Below are 17,732 nucleotides of genomic sequence, written 5' to 3'. Positions count from 1 at the left end.
AAGAAAAGCCCGGCCTGAGCCGGGCTTTTCAGAGCTGCGAGCTAATTACTTAGCCTGAGCTTCAACCTGCGCTTCTACGCGACGGTTAACTGCACGACCAGCGTCAGTTTTGTTGTCAGCAACTGGGCGGGATTCGCCGTAGCCAACGGACTGAACGCGGGACGACTCAACACCGTACTGGTTGGTCAGAACTTGCTTAACGGCGTTTGCACGACGCTCGGACAGTTTCTGGTTGTAAGCGTCAGGACCGACGGAGTCAGTGTGACCTTCAACAGTAGTGGTGGTGGATGGGTACTGCTTCATGAAGTCAGCCAGGTTCTTGATGTCGCCGTAGCTGTTTGGCTTGACTACCGACTTGTCGAAGTCGAACTTAACGTCCAGCTCTACACGAACGACTTCAGCAACAGCTGGGCAGCCATCAGCGTCAACAGTTACGTTGGCCGGGGTGTCCGGGCACTTGTCAACGTTGTCGCAAACGCCGTCGTTGTCGCTGTCGGAGCAAACTTCCGGAGCTGGAACTGGAGCAGCAGCAGGCTTGCTGCCGCCACCGAAGTTCACACCGATACCGACGCTAGGAGCCCACTCGGTGTTGCCCTGGTCGATGTTGTACTGAGCTTCAACGCCAGCACGGGCGTAGAAGTTGTCGGTGAAATACAGCTTGGCACCGCCGCCAACGTTGGCGAAGGTGGAACGGTTACGACCGTTCGAGCCGTTCTGGTCGATGCTCTGGTCGGAGAAACCGCCCGAGACGTAAGGACGCAGCATGTCGCCTGGGTTGTTGAAGTGGTACAGAGCGTCCAGAGCGGTGTTCGCGCCCTTAACGTTCTTGCCGTCGTTTGCACGGGCGTTGTGAACTTCGTCGTAAGCCAGACGCAGTTCAACGTCGTCTGTCAGGAAGTAACCGATAGAACCACCCGGCAGGATGCCGTCGTTCTTGAAGTTACGGTCGCTATCGAAATATTGCTTCTTTGCGTAGCCTTCGATTTCAACTGCGCCTTGGCCCTGTGCCAATGCGCCGAACGAAGTAGCGGCAATAAGAGTACCAATGGCCAAGCCCAAGGTGTTTTTCAGTTTCATCCGTTAAATCCCCATCTGGTGATTGTGAAGCAGTCCCGCAAACCGGGGGACAACTCGGCGGCAAGTCTAACAGAACTTGCCTACACGTAAGAGATATTTGCGCTGAACTAAGTTTCAGCAATGCCTGCAAATTTCTCACGCAATTTATCTAGAGCGCGTTTGTACCGCATTTTTGTTGCACTCAAACCCATATGCATGATGTCTGCGATCTCCTGAAACTCCAGCTCTGCGACAAAACGTAGCACCAGAATTTCCCGGTCAATCGGGTTCACATACACCAACCAGCGATCAAGTCCACCCTTTTCCTCAGGTTTCGGCGTCTTTTCTTCTGACGCTTCCTCGAGAGGGTCAAGACTCAATGCGTCCATCAAGCGACGCTTTCGCCGTTCCTTTCGATACTGTGTAATGCACTCGTTGTACGTGATGCTATATAGCCATGTCTTGAACTTCGATTTACCTTCAAAGTTCTTCAGGCCATACAGCACCTTCAACATGACCTCCTGACAGACATCGTCTGCGTCGCGATCGTTCCCGAGATATCGTGCACACACGTTAAATAATGTTCGCTGGTAACGCCGCATCAGTTCTTCATAGGCGCGCGTTACGTGAAACAGCTCGGAATGCGAGCGCGCGACCAACTCCTCATCAGAGAGCTCGCGGGGGTCGTAGCGCATGGATAACGATTGGGCTTTATTCAAAACAAGTCGGGCCGACAGTCAGGTCAATGTCCGCCGCAGCCAGCGTGAGCAGGCATTTTGCGGCGGCATACATTAGCAGGGTTTGCCGGGTTAGCGGCTACTCACATGCTGCTCAAGGAGGATCCGATTGGAAAGAGAGACTAGCTCACCCTCATCGGTCAGCAATGTGGTTTTAACCGTGCCGATCTCTTCGATTTGGCCTTCGACCTCGCCAACACGCACTTGTTGCCCAACCTGGTACAGCTCACGCACGTAGATTCCCGCAAGAATCTGGCCGGCAATTTCCCGGCTTCCCAACCCCATGGCCAGCGCTACCGCCAGACCAACGGTTATCAACACAATCACGATCACATGGTTCAGCAGGTCAGTCTTGACCTCCAACTGGCTGATCGCAACCGAAATACTGATGATAATCACCAGGCCCTGGGCAATCCGCCCAAGCCCTGAAGCATAGTCCAGACCCACGCCTTCTGCTGCTCCGCGCACCAGCCCGTTGGCCAGTTGCGCAAGCAAGACACCTACCAGCAACACCAGCGCCGCGCCGAACACCTTCGGCAAATACAACGCAAGCATGTCCAGCGTAGCTGAAACCCGCTCAAGGCCAAGGGATTCTGCGGCAGAAACCAGAAAAATAAGCAGAACGAACCAATAGACGATCTTGCCGATCAGGGTCGAAATAGGAACCTGCAACCCTGCGCGGGACAGCAATTTGGTCAGGCCGGTGCCGCCCATCAAGCGGTCAAGGCCCAGTTTGGCGAGCAATTTGGAAAGCAGGGTGTCGAGCAGCTTGGCCACGACAAAACCCAAAAGCAGCACGACCAGTGCGCCGAACAGGTTCGGAATGAAGTTCGCAACCTTGGTCCACAACGCAGTCATTGCAGTGACGAGGCTCTGAGTCCAGAGATCAAGTTCCATATTCAATCAGCCTTATCAGCAGTGCGAGCAGCAGGTTTACGAAGACGGGATACCGGCGCGACATGGGCCGATCCGTTATTCAGGGCGATCATCAGTGCGGGCAACCAGCGCCCCAGCAGGCTGAACAGATCACCGGCGCCGACCTGGCGGTTGGCGGTTTTCAACACACGCCCCAGGCACGCATCGTCGTCCCGGGTGGACGGTGAGGCGTTGAGCATGTCGCGTAAAGACTGTTCAAACGGATCGTGCATACGCACCTCTCGTGATGTCTGTGGGAGACGCGGTCAGTTTTGGTCGGGTCACATGGTTTCCCTCAGACCCAGCGCAAACGTCGGAACAACCACCACTGCCCCAGCGCCACCGAGACCATCACCAGGCAGGCGATCAGAAAGCCGTAAGGGCTGGCAGAGAATGGAATTCCACCGACGTTGATCCCCAAAAGTCCGGCCAGAAAACTCATCGGCAAAAAGATTCCGGTGATGATCCCGAAGCGATACATCGTGCGATTCATGCGCACGCTCAAGCGACGGTCCTCAGCCTCCAGGACCAGCCCCACCCGCTCCCGGGTCAATTCCAGCTCTTCGAGGTAGCGGGTCAGGCTGTTGTTCAATTCGTTCCAGTAGTCACCGTCGTCCTCGACGAACCAGGGCAACTTGATTCGCGTCAGTTGACCGAAAATATCCCGCTGCGGAGCAAGAAAGCGCTTCAATGCAGCCGCCCGGCGACGAATCTGCAAAACCGATCCGTGCTCAGGAGTATACCGTTCGTCGGCATCCAGCTTTTCTTCTTCCTCATCGACCACTTCCGAGAGACAGCTGACCAGATCCTGCACCTTGTTGGTGAGGTACTGCGCCATGCAAAGGATGAGTTCGGAGGCGGTTTTCGGCCCTTTGCCCTCGGACAGTTGCGCCAGCAACTCGTCAGTGGCACGCAACGGACGCAAACGCAGGGAAATGACACGCTGGGCAGAGCCGAAGATCCGCACCGACACCATGTCTTCCGGCTCGGCACCAGGGTTCAGATTGACCCCGCGCAAAAATAGCAGCAGCTCGCTGTCTGAAAGCTGTAAAAGTCGCGGGCGGGTGTTTTCTTCGAGTAACAGGTCACAGCTGAATTCGCTCAGACCGCTGGATTTGCGCAACCAGGTCCGGGTTTGCGGATGACTGCGATCCCAGTGCAGCCACAGGCTTTCATGGGCCTGCAGCTGCAAGTCATCGAGTTCAGTCCGGGCAATCGAACGCGCGCCGCCTTTACCGTCCAGCACCAGGGCATGCACCAGCCCCCATTGCGCGTTTTCTTCCTCGAACATCCGCACTCCTTTGGTCGACCAGCGCTTTATTCAGGCATTTTCAGCGGGCTGGGCGAGATGATCACGCCGTTGTTGTCCGCATAGATGTAATGGCCCGGGTGGAACGTCACGCCGGCGAAGGTCACGGCAACGTTGAGATCGCCGAGCCCGCGCCTGTCGGATTTCCTCGGGTGGCTGGCGAGGGCCTGAACGCCCAGATCGGTCTGTGCGATGATATCGACGTCACGGATGCAACCGTAGATCACCAGCCCTTCCCAACCGTTTTTCGCGGCTTTCTCGGCCAGCATGTCACCCAGCAACGCATGACGCAGGGAGCCGCCACCGTCTACCACCAGCACTTTGCCATTCCCCTTGAGCTCGACTTGCTCCTTGACCCGCGAGTTGTCTTCGAAGCACTTGATGGTCACGATTTCGCCGCCGAAGGAATCACGGCCGCCGAAATTGCTGAACATCGGTTCCAGCACCTGCACCAGTTCCGGATAGGCATCGCACAGGTCAGGCGTGAGGTAATGGATCATCGAGAAACTCCTGTGAAGAGGAAGACAGCACGAACTTCAGTGATGGCTCAGTCACGCAAAGTGACCAGAACAGCTCAATGCGTCATATCTTAGCCGCAAGCCGACCAGAGCGAAATGCCCTTGTTAGAGCATCGGGCTCAGATTGCCGCGGCAAAATCCTGTTGTGCTCCCGGCAAAGGTGTCTGCTGATCGGCCAGCCAGCGCGTCACCAAAGGCCAGACTTCAGCCTGGGCAGCCTTGCTGACGAGCATTTCCACGTGACCGAAATTGTCGCCAAAGCCCTGCTCGCGCCCCAGGTTGATGAATTGCTTGTGCTCGGAACCGAACTGTTCGAACAGCTTGCGGCACGCCCACGCCGGGTCCTGATGATCACCCGCGGCACTGACCGCCAGTACGGGCAACTTGACCTCGGCCAGGCCTGCCCACCAGTCCTTGTCAGCATCGCCGAAGCGCCCGAACAAGCCAAACCAGCGCATGCTTTCCAGGGCCAGGCCGACGGGCTCGTCCTCCGGGCCGCGCTTGAGCCTTGAGCCGGACAACTGGGCAAAACGCTTGAGAATGAAGCGACCGCTCCACTCCACCGGCGGAATCTTCAATGGCCAGTAGGTGCGGCTGACTTGTGTACCGAAAAACGCCGCCGAGGCCACGACCGGCTCACCGATGTACTCGCCACCCAGCGCTGCGGCCAGTGTAGTACCGCCCAGCGAGTGACCGATCCAGTGCGGCACCTGCCCGCTCTGTTCGCGCACGAACGCGCCAATGGCCGGCAGGTCATAGCGTGCGTAGTCGGCAACACGGTTCTTGCGGTAGTCGTGGTTACGCGGGGACAGGCCGTGACCGCGCATTTCCGGAATCCAGACGTCGAACCCCAGGCGGGCCAGGTAAGCGCCCAACCCCAGGCCCTTGGGAGAAAACCAGAACCGGCGATTGGAAAAGCTGCCGTGCAGCAGGATAACCGGCACGCCACGGGAGGATGACTCATCGGCCATGCCAAGGCGTGTCACAGCCAGTTCGACGGTGAAGTCGGGGCTGTTACCGGGTTTCAAACGATACACATCTTCGCTCAGATCACCGCGCCGTTCGGCGCTGATCAGGGCGACAGGAAATAGGTTGCTGCTGCTTTGCATAATCTCTTGCACAAAAAAGGGCGGCATCCAGATGGAGCCCGCCCTGCTTGAATCCAAAGAGGCCGGTCAATGACCGGCCTCTTCACTCATCGATCAAGCCTGCGCCTGACCCTCTGCCAGGAAGAACCAGGTTTCCAGTACGGAGTCCGGGTTCAACGAAACGCTTTCAATGCCCTGCTCCATCAGCCACTTGGCCAGGTCCGGGTGGTCCGAAGGACCCTGACCGCAGATGCCGATGTATTTGCCGGCCTTGTTGCACGCGGCAATGGCATTGGCCAGCAGCTTCTTCACCGCCGGATTACGCTCGTCGAACAGGTGGGCGATGATGCCGGAGTCACGGTCCAGGCCCAGGGTCAGCTGGGTCAGGTCGTTGGAGCCGATGGAGAAACCGTCGAAGAATTCAAGGAATTCTTCCGCCAGGATGGCGTTGGACGGCAGTTCGCACATCATGATCACGCGCAGGCCGTTCTGGCCACGGGCCAGGCCGTTTTCCGCCAGCAGATCCACCACCTGGCTCGCTTCGCCCAGGGTACGGACGAACGGCACCATGATTTCGACGTTGGTCAGGCCCATCTCGTTGCGCACGCGCTTGAGGGCGCGGCATTCGAGTTCGAAGCAGTCACGGAACGATTCGCTGATGTAACGCGACGCACCGCGGAAGCCCAGCATCGGGTTCTCTTCTTCCGGCTCGTACAACTTGCCGCCGATCAGGTTGGCGTATTCGTTGGACTTGAAGTCCGACAGGCGCACGATGACCTTTTTCGGCCAGAACGCAGCCGCCAGGGTGCTGATGCCTTCAACCAGTTTCTCGACGTAGAAGCCGACCGGATCGTCGTAACCCGCGATACGCTTGTCGACGCTTTCCTTGATATCCAGCGGCAGACCGCCGTAGTTCAGCAGTGCCTTGGGGTGCACGCCAATCATGCGGTTGATGATGAACTCCAGACGAGCCAGGCCCACACCAGCGTTCGGCAGTTGCGCGAAGTCGAAGGCGCGGTCCGGGTTGCCGACGTTCATCATGATTTTGAACGGCAGCTCCGGCATGGCATCCACGGAGTTCTTCTTGATGTCGAAGCCCAGTTCGCCTTCGAAGATGAAGCCGGTATCGCCTTCAGCACAGGAAACGGTCACGCCCTGGCCGTCTTTCAACAGCTGGGTGGCGTTGCCGCAACCTACAACCGCTGGAATACCCAGCTCACGGGCGATGATCGCCGCGTGGCAAGTACGGCCGCCACGGTTGGTGACGATGGCGCTGGCGCGCTTCATGACCGGTTCCCAGTCCGGGTCGGTCATGTCGGAAACCAGTACGTCGCCTGGCTGGACCTTGTCCATCTCGGACACGTCCTTGATGATGCGGACCTTGCCGGCGCCGATACGCTGGCCAATGGCACGGCCTTCCACCAGCACGGTGCCGGTTTCCTTCAGCAGGTAACGTTCCATGACGTTGGCCTGGGTGCGGCTCTTCACGGTTTCCGGACGGGCCTGCACGATGTACAGCTTGCCGTCGTCACCGTCCTTGGCCCACTCGATGTCCATCGGGCACTTGTAGTGCTTCTCGATGATCATCGCCTGCTTGGCCAGTTCGCTGACTTCGGCATCGGTCAGGCAGAAACGTGCGCGTTCAGCCTTGTCCACGTCGACGGTCTTGACCGAACGACCGGCCTTGGCCTCGTCGCCGTAGATCATCTTGATGGCCTTGCTGCCCAGGTTGCGGCGCAGGATGGCCGGACGACCGGCAGCCAGCGTGCCCTTGTGGACGTAGAATTCGTCCGGGTTCACGGCGCCTTGCACGACGGTTTCACCCAGGCCGTAGGCGCCGGTGATGAACACCACGTCACGGAAGCCCGATTCGGTATCGAGGGTGAACATCACGCCGGCGGTGCCGGTTTCGGAGCGGACCATGCGCTGCACGCCAGCAGACAGGGCAACCAGCTTGTGGTCGAAGCCCTGGTGCACGCGATAGGAAATGGCACGGTCGTTGAACAGCGAGGCGAACACCTCTTTGGCGGCGCGAATGACGTTTTCGACACCACGGATGTTCAGGAAGGTTTCCTGCTGGCCGGCAAAGGAAGCGTCCGGCAAGTCTTCGGCGGTGGCGGAAGAACGCACGGCCACGGCCATGTCAGGGTTGCCGGCGGACAGCGTGGCGAACGCGGTACGAATTTCGGCATTCAGTTTTTCAGGGAACTCGGCTTCCATGATCCATTGGCGAATCTGGGCACCGGTCTTGGCCAGGGCATTCACGTCATCGACGTCCAGGGCATCGAGCGCATCGTGAATCTGCTGATTCAGGCCGCTCAACTCCAGGAAATCACGATACGCCTGAGCGGTCGTGGCGAAGCCACCGGGCACCGATACACCGGCACCTGCCAGGTTGCTGATCATCTCGCCCAGGGATGCGTTCTTGCCCCCCACGTGCTCAACGTCGTCTTTGCCGAGCTTGTCGAGGGAAACTACGTACTCTACCAAGGTGATCTCTCCACTAACTGTGTTGGATAAGCTCAGAAACCGGCTGCTTAATTGAGCATTTACCGGCTATATGGCCTGGACCTGGAAAATAAGTGAGAATGCGGGCCAATGGCGGCCGGCAAATCGCGCCTATCATATCCAAGATTCGTCACTAGCTTAAGGCCCAAGGTGCAAATGAAACGATCTGCTTTCTTTATCTCCGATGGTACCGGCATTACCGCCGAAACCCTGGGTCAAAGCCTTCTGGCGCAGTTCGAAAACATTACCTTCAGCAAAGTCACGCGGCCGTACATCGACAACGTGGACAAAGCGCGGGCCATGGTACAACAAATCAACAAAGCCGCCGAAACCGACGGCTTCCGTCCGATTATCTTCGACACCATCGTCAATCAGGACATTCGTGAGATTCTCGCAACCTCGAATGGTTTCATGATCGACATTTTCTCGACGTTCCTGGCACCGCTTGAACAGGAACTGACCGAGCATTCTTCCTACACCGTGGGCAAGTCCCACTCCATCGGTGCCAACACCAATTACATGGAGCGTATCGAGGCCGTTAACTTCGCCCTCGACAACGACGACGGCGCCCGCACGCACTATTACGACAAGGCCGACCTGATACTAGTGGGCGTGTCGCGATGTGGTAAGACACCGACGTGCCTGTACATGGCGATGCAATTCGGTATCCGCGCAGCCAACTACCCGCTGACCGAAGACGACATGGAACGCCTGCAACTGCCAAACGCCCTGCGCGCCCACCAGCACAAGCTGTTCGGCCTGACCATCGACCCCGACCGCCTCACCGCAATCCGCAACGAGCGCAAGCCCAACAGCCGCTATTCGAGCTACGCCCAGTGCGAGTTCGAAGTGCGCGAGGTCGAGAACCTGTTCCGCCGCGCAAACATCCCGCACATCAACTCCACGCATTTTTCCGTGGAAGAAATCTCCGCGAAAATCCTTGTGGAGAAAGGTGTGGAGCGGCGGTTCAAGTAAACCTTTATTGCCTGTTCGGTCCTCATCGCGAGCAAGCTCGCTCCCACAGTTGATTTGTGCTCACCGCAGATCCCCTGTGGGAGCGAGCTTGCTCGCGATGAACGATAACTCGGTCTCCTAGATAACAAACAAATCCACAAACCGATTTACCGCTGTCGCCTCAAGCCTCGCCTGATCCTTGCACAGCGCGAAAATCTCCTCGCTACGCTGCCCCGCGAATCGTGTCAGCAAGTTCGCCCTGAATTTCTCCTCCAGCAACGGAATACCTTCAGCTCTACGCCGACGATGCCCAATCGGGTATTCCACGACGACGTTTTCCGTGCTCGAACCGTCCTTGAAAAACACCTGCACCGCATTGGCAATCGAGCGCTTGTCGGCCTCCAGATATTCACGGGTGTAGCGCGGCTCTTCGACGATGACCATTTTCTCGCGCAGCACATCGATGATCGGATGCGCCTTGTGGAAGTCATCTTCGTAATACTCCGCAACCAGGTTGCCGAAGGCCAGCGGCACGGCAGTCATGTACTGGATGCAGTGATCGCGGTCGGCGGCATTGGCCAGCGGGCCGACCTTGGAAATAATGCGAATCGCCGACTCATGAGTGGTAATGACGATCCGGTCGATTTCGTGCAGACGATTGCGCACTTGCGGATGCAGGGTCACCGCCGCTTCACACGCGGTTTGCGCGTGAAACTCGGCCGGGAAACTGATCTTGAACAGCACATTTTCCATCACATAACTGCCGTACGGCCGCGAAAAACTGAAGCCGCGCTTGTCTTCAGGCTTGAGTGCCAGATCACTATTGGTGTGGCTGAACAATACGTCGTAAAACCCCCACTGTTTGGCACTCAATACACCGGGAATACCCATTTCGCCGCGCATCGCCATGTCCGCCAAACGCACGCCACGACTGGACGCATCCCCCGCCGCCCAGGATTTACGAGAACCGGCATTCGGTGCATGCCGATACGTGCGCAATGCCTGACCGTCAGCAAAGGCGTGGGACAGCGCCGACAACAACTGCTCGCGATTGGCACCCATCAGCTTGGCGGTGACTGCGGTGGAGGCCACTTTCACCAGAATGACGTGATCGAGGCCGACACGGTTGAACGAGTTTTCCAGCGCGATCACACCTTGAATCTCATGGGCCATGATCATCGCTTCAAGCACTGTACGCACGGTCAGCGGTGCCACGCCATTAGCCAGGTGCTTTTGTGATAAATGGTCGGCTACCGCGAGAATACCGCCGAGGTTGTCCGACGGATGCCCCCACTCGGCCGCAAGCCAGGTGTCGTTGTAATCGAGCCAACGCACGATACAGCCGATGTCCCACGCAGCCTTGACCGGATCAAGCCGATAAGACGTGCCCGGAACCCGGGCGCCGAACGGTACAACGGTGCCTTCGACTACAGGCCCGAGATGCTTGGTGCACTCGGGAAAACGCAGGGCCAGCAAGCCGCAACCCAAGGTATCGATCAGGCAGTTGCGCGCGGTATCCAGCGCTTGCTCGGACTCAATCTTGTAGTTCAGAACGTAGTCGGCAATATCCTGCAGGACCTGGTCATAGTCGGGGCGGTTGTTCAGGTCGACGTTGGCGCTCATGTTCGATTCACTCTATGAAGTGGGTCGTTAATGGGACCTCGGTTCAGGGCAATGTAGGAGCTGCCGCAGGCTGCGATCTTTTGATCTCGATTCTAAAAAAAACAAAGTCAAAAGATCGCAGCCGGCGGCAGCTCCTACAGGGTTCGGTGCCGGATTAGAACGAGTCGCCTGGCACGCGAACGAAACCTTCCATCAACACCCGCGCACTGCGGCTCATGATGGCTTTGTTCACGGTCCAATCGCCGTTCACCTGACTGGCCTCGGCGCCGACGCGCAAGGTACCGGACGGGTGGCCGAAGCGCACCGCGTTGCGTTCGATACCGCCTGCCGCGAGGTTCACCAACGTGCCGGAAATCGCTGCGGCCGTACCGATCGCCACTGCCGCCGTACCCATCATCGCGTGGTGCAACTTGCCCATGGACAGTGCACGCACCAGCAGGTCGACATCGCCTGCGGCAATGGCTTTGCCGCTGGACGAAACGTAGTCCGCCGGCTTGGCCACGAAGGCCACTTTTGGCGTGTGTTGACGTTTGGCCGCTTCATCGATGCTGGAAATCAGGCCCATGCGCAATGCGCCGTAAGCGCGGATGGTTTCGAACATCAGCAAGGCTTTCGGATCGCCGTTGATCGCGCCCTGCAACTCGGTGCCCTTGTAGCCGATGTCTTCGGCATTGATAAAAATTGTCGGGATGCCGGCGTTGATCATGGTCGCCTTGAAGGTACCGACACCGGGTACTTCCAGGTCATCCACAAGGTTGCCGGTAGGGAACATCGAACCGCCGCCGCCCTCTTCGTCCGCTGCGGGATCGAGGAACTCGATCTGCACTTCGGCCGCCGGGAAGGTCACGCCGTCGAGTTCGAAATCGCCGGTTTCCTGTACTTCACCATTGGTGATCGGCACATGGGCGATGATGGTCTTGCCGATGTTGGCCTGCCACACGCGAACCACCGCCACGCCGTTGTGCGGGATGCGGCTGGCGTCCACCAGGCCATTGCTGACGGCGAACGAACCGACCGCCGCCGACAGGTTGCCGCAGTTGCCGCTCCAGTCCACGAAGGGCTTGTCGATGGACACCTGACCGAACAGGTAATCGACATCGTGATCGGCCTTGATGCTTTTCGACAGAATCACGGTTTTGCTGGTGCTGGAGGTCGCGCCGCCCATGCCGTCGATTTGCTTGTCGTACGGGTCGGGGCTGCCGATCACGCGCAGCAGCAACGCATCGCGGGCCGGGCCTGGGACCTGTGCCGTTTCAGGCAAATCCTTCAGGCTGAAAAACACGCCTTTGCTGGTGCCGCCGCGCATGTAGGTTGCTGGAATCTTGATCTGAGCTGCGTGAGCCATGATGCTCGTTACTCCTTACCTTGAAAACAAACGCGGGACTTGAAGTCCCGCGTCTGCACAGCTTGTTTTAGACGGCAACCGCCGATTCTTCGAGGAAGTCCTGGGCGAAGCGTTGCAGCACGCCGCCAGCCTCGTAGATCGACACTTCTTCGGCGGTGTCGAGGCGGCAGGTCACCGGCACATCGACGCGCTCGCCGTTCTTGCGATGGATCACCAGCGTCAGTTCGGCGCGCGGGGTGCGTTCGCCAATTACGTCGTAGGTTTCGCTGCCATCGATGGCCAGGGTGTGGCGGTTGGTGCCCGGCTTGAACTCCAGCGGCAACACGCCCATGCCCACCAGGTTGGTGCGGTGAATGCGCTCGAAGCCTTCGGCGGCAATCGCTTCCACACCCGCCAGACGCACGCCCTTGGCCGCCCAGTCGCGGGACGAACCCTGACCGTAGTCGGCACCGGCAATGATGATCAGCGGCTGCTTGCGATCCATGTAGGTCTCGATGGCTTCCCACATGCGCATCACTTTGCCTTCCGGCTCGACACGGGCCAGCGAACCCTGCTTGACCTTGCCGTTTTCCTGAACCATTTCGTTGAACAGTTTCGGGTTGGCGAAGGTCGCGCGCTGCGCGGTCAGGTGATCACCACGGTGAGTCGCGTAAGAGTTGAAGTCCTCTTCCGGCAGGCCCATTTTCGCCAGGTATTCGCCAGCGGCGCTGTCGAGCATGATGGCGTTGGACGGCGACAGGTGATCGGTGGTGATGTTGTCCGGCAGCACTGCCAACGGACGCATGCCCTTGAGCGGACGAGCGCCGGCCAACGCACCTTCCCAGTACGGCGGACGGCGGATGTAGGTACTCATTTCACGCCAGTCGTACAGCGGCGTAACTTTCGGGCCGGTGTCTTCGTGGATGGCGAACATCGGGATGTAGACCTGACGGAACTGCTCAGGCTTGACCGACGCCTTGACCACTGCGTCGATTTCTTCGTCGCTCGGCCAGATGTCTTTCAGGCGGATTTCCTTGCCATCCACCACCCCCAGCACATCTTTTTCGATGTCGAAACGGATGGTGCCGGCGATGGCGTAAGCGACCACCAATGGCGGCGAAGCGAGGAACGCTTGCTTGGCATACGGGTGAATCCGGCCGTCGAAGTTACGGTTGCCGCTGAGTACCGCAGTGGCGTACAGGTCGCGGTCGATGATCTCTTGCTGGATCACCGGGTCCAGTGCACCGGACATGCCGTTGCAAGTGGTGCAGGCGAAGGCCACGACGCCGAAACCGAGCTTGTCCAGCTCATCGGTCAGGCCGGCTTCATCGAGGTACAGCGCGACGGTTTTCGAACCGGGTGCCAGGGACGATTTGACCCATGGCTTGCGGGTCAGGCCGAGCTTGTTGGCGTTGCGCGCCAGCAGGCCGGCGGCGATCACGTTGCGCGGGTTGCTGGTGTTGGTGCAACTGGTGATGGCGGCAATGATTACTGCGCCGTCCGGCATTTGGCCCGGCACATCGTCCCAATGGCCGGAGATGCCTTTGGCGGCCAGATCCGACACCGCGACGCGGGCGTGCGGGTTGCTCGGGCCGGCCATGTTGCGCACCACCGAGGACAAGTCGAAGGTCAGGCCGCGCTCGTATTGCGCGCCTTTGAGGCTGTCAGCCCACAGGCCGACCTGCTTGGCGTAGTTCTCCACCAACTGCACCTGCTCGTCTTCACGGCCGGTCAGCTTGAGGTAGTCGATGGTCTGCTGGTCGATGTAGAACATCGCTGCGGTAGCGCCGTATTCCGGGGCCATGTTGGAGATGGTCGCGCGGTCGCCGAGGGTCAGCGCGGAGGCGCCTTCGCCAAAGAACTCCAGCCATGCGCCAACGACTTTTTGCTTGCGCAGGAACTCGGTCAGCGCCAGCACCATGTCGGTGGCGGTGATGCCCGGTTGCAGCTTGCCAGTCAGTTCGACGCCAACGCTTTCCGGCAGACGCATCCACGATGCGCGGCCGAGCATCACGCTTTCAGCTTCCAGACCGCCGACACCGATGGCGATCACGCCCAGTGCATCGACGTGCGGAGTGTGGCTGTCGGTGCCGACGCAAGTGTCGGGGAACGCCACGCCGTCGCGCACCTGGATCACCGGAGACATTTTCTCCAGATTGATCTGGTGCATGATCCCGTTGCCCGGCGGGATCACATCAACGTTCTTGAAGGCCTTTTTGGTCCAGTTGATGAAGTGGAAACGGTCTTCGTTGCGACGGTCTTCGATGGCGCGGTTCTTCTCGAACGCATCTGGATCGAAACCACCGCGCTCGACGGCCAGGGAGTGGTCGACGATCAGTTGGGTCGGCACCACCGGGTTGACTTGCGCAGGATCGCCGCCTTGCAGGGCGATGGCGTCACGCAGGCCGGCGAGGTCGACCAAAGCGGTCTGACCGAGAATGTCGTGGCACACCACGCGAGCAGGGAACCACGGGAAGTCGAGGTCGCGCTTGCGCTCGATGAATTGCTTCAGGGATTCGGTGAGCGTGGCCGGGTCGCAGCGACGCACAAGGTTTTCCGCCAGCACACGGGAGGTGTACGGCAGGGTGTCGTAGGCGCCAGGCTGGATCGCCTCGACCGCTGCGCGGACATCGAAGTAATCCAGGTGGCTGCCGGGCAGCGGTTTACGGAATTCAGTGTTCATCGGTCAGGACTCGGTCACGGTAGTTTCGAAAGGTGGGGCCTGGTGCCGGCACTGAACTGGACTCGGTCAAATGTGGGAGCGGGCTTGCTCGCGAAAGCGGTGTATCAGTCAACATCAATGTTGGATGTCAGTCCGTCTTCGCGAGCAAGCCCGCTCCCACAGTGGTCCCCGGTTCAGTCAGTAACCCGTGCGGTAGCCTCCACCATTCAGCGTTGTTCGATTGGTACGAACTTGCGCTGTTCAACGCCGGTGTACTCGGCGCTTGGACGGATGATGCGGTTGTTGGCACGTTGTTCGTACACGTGGGCGGCCCAGCCGGTCAGGCGCGAGCAGACGAAAATCGGTGTGAACAACTTGGTCGGGATGCCCATGAAGTGGTACGCCGAGGCATGGTAGAAGTCGGCGTTCGGGAACAGTTTCTTCTGCTCCCACATGGTCTTGTCGATGGCTTCGGAAACCGGGAACAACACCTTGTCACCCACTTCGTCAGCGAGCTTTTTCGACCAGCCCTTGATCACCTCGTTGCGCGGATCGTTGTCCTTATAGATCGCGTGACCGAAGCCCATGATCTTGTCCTTGCGCTCGAGCATGCCGAGGGTGCCCTTGATCGCGTCTTCCGGCGACGAGAAACGCTCGATCATTTCCATCGCCGCTTCGTTGGCGCCGCCGTGCAGCGGGCCGCGCAGCGAGCCGATAGCTGCGGTGATGCATGAATACAGGTCGGACAGGGTCGACGCGCAAACACGTGCGGTGAAGGTCGACGCGTTGAATTCGTGCTCCGCGTAGAGGATCAGCGAAACGTTCATCACCTTCACGTGCAGTTCGCTCGGCTTCTTGCCGTGCAGCAGGTGCAGGAAGTGGCCGCCGATGGACTGCTCGTCGCTCACGCAATCGATGCGCTTGCCTTCGTGGGTGAAGCGATACCAGTAGGTCATGATCGCCGGGAACGCGGCCAGCAGGCGGTCGGTTTTGTCGTGTTGCTCGGAGAAGTTGTTCTCCGGCTCCAGGTTGCCCAGGAACGAGCAGCCAGTACGCATCACGTCCATCGGGTGGGCGTCGGCGGGGATGCGTTCCAGCACTTCTTTCAGCGCTTGCGGCAGGTCGCGCAGCTTGCTCAGTTTGGCAACGTAGGCTGCCAGTTGCGCTTTGTTCGGCAGTTCGCCGTACAGCAGCAGGTAGGCGACTTCTTCAAACTGCGCGTCTGCCGCCAGTTCACGGACGTCATAACCACGATAGGTCAGACCGGCACCTGACTGGCCCACGGTGGACAGTGCGGTTTGCCCGGCTACCTGGCCACGGAGCCCGGCGCCACTGAGTACTTTTGCTTCGGCCATTGCTGTCTCCAATTTTTCTTGAATTTGTCAGGGAGTTCTTCGACTTACTTCTTCGCTGCGAACAACGCATCGAGCTTCTGCTCGAAGGTGTGGTAGTCGATGCGATCGTAAAGCTCCATGCGGGTCTGCATGGTGTCGATGACGTTCTGTTGCGTGCCATCGCGACGGATCGCGGTGTAGACGTTTTCTGCAGCCTTATTCATGGCGCGGAACGCCGACAGCGGGTACAGCACCAGGGATACGTCGGCAGCGGCCAGTTGCTCGGTGGTGTACAGCGGCGTCGCGCCGAACTCGGTGATGTTGGCCAGGATCGGCGCTTTCACACGGCTGGCGAACAGCTTGTACATTTCAAGCTCGGTGATGGCTTCCGGGAACACCATGTCGGCGCCGGCCTCGATGCACGCAGCAGCGCGATCCAGGGCAGACTCCAGGCCTTCCACCGCCAGGGCGTCGGTACGGGCCATGATCACGAAGCTGTCATCGGTACGCGCATCGACGGCCGCCTTGATGCGGTCGACCATTTCCTGCTGGGTCACGATTTCCTTGTTAGGACGGTGACCGCAGCGCTTGGCGCCGACCTGGTCTTCGATGTGAATCGCCGCCGCGCCAAACTTGATCATCGACTTGACGGTACGAGCGACGTTGAACGCCGAGGAACCGAAACCGGTGTCCACGTCCACCAGCAGCGGCAGGTCGCAAACATCGGTGATACGGCGCACGTCGGTCAGCACGTCATCCAGGCCGGTGATGCCCAGGTCAGGCACGCCGAGGGAGCCGGCAGCCACCCCGCCACCCGACAGGTAGATCGCCTTGAAACCGGCGCGCTTGGCCAGCAGCGCATGGTTGGCGTTGATCGCGCCGACCACTTGCAATGGATGCTCGCTGGCGACCGCATCGCGGAAACGCTGGCCTGGAGTGCTCTTGTTCAAACTCATGACTCACCTCGTTTGGCTGTCGGGTTAGCGCCGTCCTGGTAATGACGGGCGATGTTGCGTTTGGAGGCGCCGATGTGACGGCGCATCAACAACTCGGCCAGTTCACCGTCACGGTCGGCGATGGCATCGAGAATTCGGTGGTGCTCGGCGAACGCCTGGTGCGGGCGATTGGGCGTAGTGGAAAACTGGATGCGGTACATGCGCACCAGTTGATACAGCTCGCCGCAGAGCATTTGGGTCAGCGTGCGGTTACCGCTGCCCTGGATGATTCGGTAATGGAAGTCGAAATCGCCTTCCTGCTGGTAGTAGCCTCTCCCGGCCTGAAACGCCTCATCGCGTTCGTGGGTTTCCAGGACCCGACGCAGTTCGTCGATTTCTTCGAGACTCATGCGCTCGGCGGCCAGGCGACAGGCCATGCCTTCCAGGGATTCGCGGATTTCATATAGCTCAATCAGTTCGGCGTGGTTGAGCGACACCACCCGTGCGCCGACATGCGGTACGCGAACCAGCAGGCGCTGGCCTTCCAGACGGTGGATGGCCTCGCGCAACGGGCCACGGCTGATACCGTAGGTGCGCGCCAGTTCCGGTTCGGAAATCTTGCTGCCCGGCGCGATATCGCCTTTGACGATAGCCGCCTGAATGCGGCGGAAGACGTTCTCGGAAAGCGTCTCCGTATCGTCTTGCGTAGAAACCGGGGGATCGAGTTGATCCAGCATATTGTCGACACCTTGTAAGCCAATGCCGTAAA

General features: G+C 59.2%; 15 protein-coding genes. 1 reads left to right on the top strand and 14 read right to left on the bottom strand.

Going from position 1 to position 17,732, the window contains the following annotated elements; all coding sequences use genetic code 11:
- Positions 1-45 precede the first annotated feature (45 nt).
- The 8 genes from AC3IP0_RS09325 to ppsA form a co-directional block, all read right to left on the bottom strand.
- Positions 46-1,077 (bottom strand): OmpA family protein, encoded by a 1,032-nt coding sequence (locus AC3IP0_RS09325; protein ID WP_489319016.1) that lies wholly within the window; start codon positions 1,075-1,077, stop codon positions 46-48.
- A gap of 107 nt (positions 1,078-1,184) precedes the next feature.
- Positions 1,185-1,775: an RNA polymerase sigma factor SigX gene (gene sigX, locus AC3IP0_RS09320; protein WP_095945166.1), complete on the bottom strand. Its 591-nt coding sequence runs from the start codon at positions 1,773-1,775 to the stop codon at positions 1,185-1,187.
- A gap of 90 nt (positions 1,776-1,865) precedes the next feature.
- Positions 1,866-2,690 (bottom strand): mechanosensitive ion channel family protein, encoded by an 825-nt coding sequence (locus AC3IP0_RS09315; protein ID WP_008048604.1) that lies wholly within the window; start codon positions 2,688-2,690, stop codon positions 1,866-1,868.
- 2 nt (positions 2,691-2,692) lie between these two features.
- Positions 2,693-2,941, bottom strand: coding sequence for a hypothetical protein (locus AC3IP0_RS09310; RefSeq protein WP_008048593.1), 249 nt, complete (start codon positions 2,939-2,941; stop codon positions 2,693-2,695).
- Positions 2,942-3,003: 62 nt separating this feature from the next.
- A complete protein-coding gene (locus AC3IP0_RS09305) occupies positions 3,004-3,999 on the bottom strand; it encodes a zinc transporter ZntB (protein ID WP_489319015.1) in 996 nt (331 codons plus the stop codon).
- Positions 4,000-4,025: 26 nt separating this feature from the next.
- Positions 4,026-4,514, bottom strand: coding sequence for a ribonuclease E activity regulator RraA (gene rraA / locus AC3IP0_RS09300; protein ID WP_414876898.1), 489 nt, complete (start codon positions 4,512-4,514; stop codon positions 4,026-4,028).
- A 140-nt stretch (positions 4,515-4,654) separates the two neighbouring features.
- Positions 4,655-5,644, bottom strand: coding sequence for an alpha/beta fold hydrolase (locus tag AC3IP0_RS09295; RefSeq protein WP_489327207.1), 990 nt, complete (start codon positions 5,642-5,644; stop codon positions 4,655-4,657).
- A gap of 93 nt (positions 5,645-5,737) precedes the next feature.
- The gene (gene ppsA, locus AC3IP0_RS09290) at positions 5,738-8,113 is read right to left on the bottom strand and encodes a phosphoenolpyruvate synthase (RefSeq protein ID WP_489319013.1); all 2,376 of its coding nucleotides are present in this window, start codon (positions 8,111-8,113) and stop codon (positions 5,738-5,740) included.
- A gap of 174 nt (positions 8,114-8,287) precedes the next feature.
- On the opposite strand from ppsA, the gene ppsR reads away from it, so the two are divergent.
- On the top strand, positions 8,288-9,106 hold the full coding sequence (gene ppsR, locus AC3IP0_RS09285) for a posphoenolpyruvate synthetase regulatory kinase/phosphorylase PpsR (protein ID WP_057399413.1): 819 nt from the start codon (positions 8,288-8,290) through the stop codon (positions 9,104-9,106).
- A 117-nt stretch (positions 9,107-9,223) separates the two neighbouring features.
- Here ppsR and prpD read toward each other — a convergent pair whose 3' ends face one another.
- The 6 genes from prpD to AC3IP0_RS09255 all read right to left on the bottom strand — a co-directional run bounded on the left by prpD (position 9,224) and on the right by AC3IP0_RS09255 (position 17,700).
- Entirely contained in the window at positions 9,224-10,708 is a 1,485-nt protein-coding gene (prpD, locus tag AC3IP0_RS09280) for a 2-methylcitrate dehydratase (RefSeq protein ID WP_489319012.1), read from the bottom strand.
- Positions 10,709-10,862: 154 nt separating this feature from the next.
- Positions 10,863-12,053, bottom strand: a complete 1,191-nt coding sequence (gene prpF / locus AC3IP0_RS09275) for a 2-methylaconitate cis-trans isomerase PrpF (protein WP_489319011.1) — start codon at positions 12,051-12,053, stop codon at positions 10,863-10,865.
- Positions 12,054-12,120: 67 nt separating this feature from the next.
- Positions 12,121-14,715, bottom strand: a complete 2,595-nt coding sequence (acnD, locus tag AC3IP0_RS09270) for a Fe/S-dependent 2-methylisocitrate dehydratase AcnD (RefSeq protein ID WP_489327206.1) — start codon at positions 14,713-14,715, stop codon at positions 12,121-12,123.
- Positions 14,716-14,921: 206 nt separating this feature from the next.
- Positions 14,922-16,049: a bifunctional 2-methylcitrate synthase/citrate synthase gene (prpC, locus tag AC3IP0_RS09265; RefSeq protein WP_489319009.1), complete on the bottom strand. Its 1,128-nt coding sequence runs from the start codon at positions 16,047-16,049 to the stop codon at positions 14,922-14,924.
- Positions 16,050-16,093: 44 nt separating this feature from the next.
- Positions 16,094-16,984 (bottom strand): methylisocitrate lyase, encoded by an 891-nt coding sequence (gene prpB, locus AC3IP0_RS09260; protein WP_008061726.1) that lies wholly within the window; start codon positions 16,982-16,984, stop codon positions 16,094-16,096.
- On the bottom strand, positions 16,981-17,700 hold the full coding sequence (locus AC3IP0_RS09255) for a GntR family transcriptional regulator (protein WP_008048579.1): 720 nt from the start codon (positions 17,698-17,700) through the stop codon (positions 16,981-16,983). Before AC3IP0_RS09255 ends, prpB begins: the two co-directional genes overlap by 4 nt.
- Positions 17,701-17,732 lie beyond the last annotated feature (32 nt).

It is taken from the genome of Pseudomonas sp. GL_103 (assembly GCF_057835175.1).
The sequence above is the reverse complement of the archived record's forward strand: the minus strand, read 5'-3'. Positions and strand labels throughout refer to the sequence as shown.

What these genes read in the sequence shown, in the direction of transcription:
- AC3IP0_RS09325 (WP_489319016.1), bottom strand. Translation starts at nt 1,077, where the DNA reads ATGAAACTGAAAAACACCTTGGGCTTGGCCATTGGTACTCTTATTGCC.
- AC3IP0_RS09315 (WP_008048604.1), bottom strand. Translation starts at nt 2,690, where the DNA reads ATGGAACTTGATCTCTGGACTCAGAGCCTCGTCACTGCAATGACTGCG.
- AC3IP0_RS09310 (WP_008048593.1), bottom strand. Translation starts at nt 2,941, where the DNA reads ATGCACGATCCGTTTGAACAGTCTTTACGCGACATGCTCAACGCCTCA.
- AC3IP0_RS09305 (WP_489319015.1), bottom strand. Translation starts at nt 3,999, where the DNA reads ATGTTCGAGGAAGAAAACGCGCAATGGGGGCTGGTGCATGCCCTGGTG.
- AC3IP0_RS09295 (WP_489327207.1), bottom strand. Translation starts at nt 5,644, where the DNA reads ATGCAAAGCAGCAGCAACCTATTTCCTGTCGCCCTGATCAGCGCCGAA.
- ppsR (WP_057399413.1), top strand. Translation starts at nt 8,288, where the DNA reads ATGAAACGATCTGCTTTCTTTATCTCCGATGGTACCGGCATTACCGCC.
- prpD (WP_489319012.1), bottom strand. Translation starts at nt 10,708, where the DNA reads ATGAGCGCCAACGTCGACCTGAACAACCGCCCCGACTATGACCAGGTC.
- prpF (WP_489319011.1), bottom strand. Translation starts at nt 12,053, where the DNA reads ATGGCTCACGCAGCTCAGATCAAGATTCCAGCAACCTACATGCGCGGC.
- acnD (WP_489327206.1), bottom strand. Translation starts at nt 14,715, where the DNA reads ATGAACACTGAATTCCGTAAACCGCTGCCCGGCAGCCACCTGGATTAC.
- prpC (WP_489319009.1), bottom strand. Translation starts at nt 16,049, where the DNA reads ATGGCCGAAGCAAAAGTACTCAGTGGCGCCGGGCTCCGTGGCCAGGTA.
- prpB (WP_008061726.1), bottom strand. Translation starts at nt 16,984, where the DNA reads ATGAGTTTGAACAAGAGCACTCCAGGCCAGCGTTTCCGCGATGCGGTC.
- AC3IP0_RS09255 (WP_008048579.1), bottom strand. Translation starts at nt 17,700, where the DNA reads ATGCTGGATCAACTCGATCCCCCGGTTTCTACGCAAGACGATACGGAG.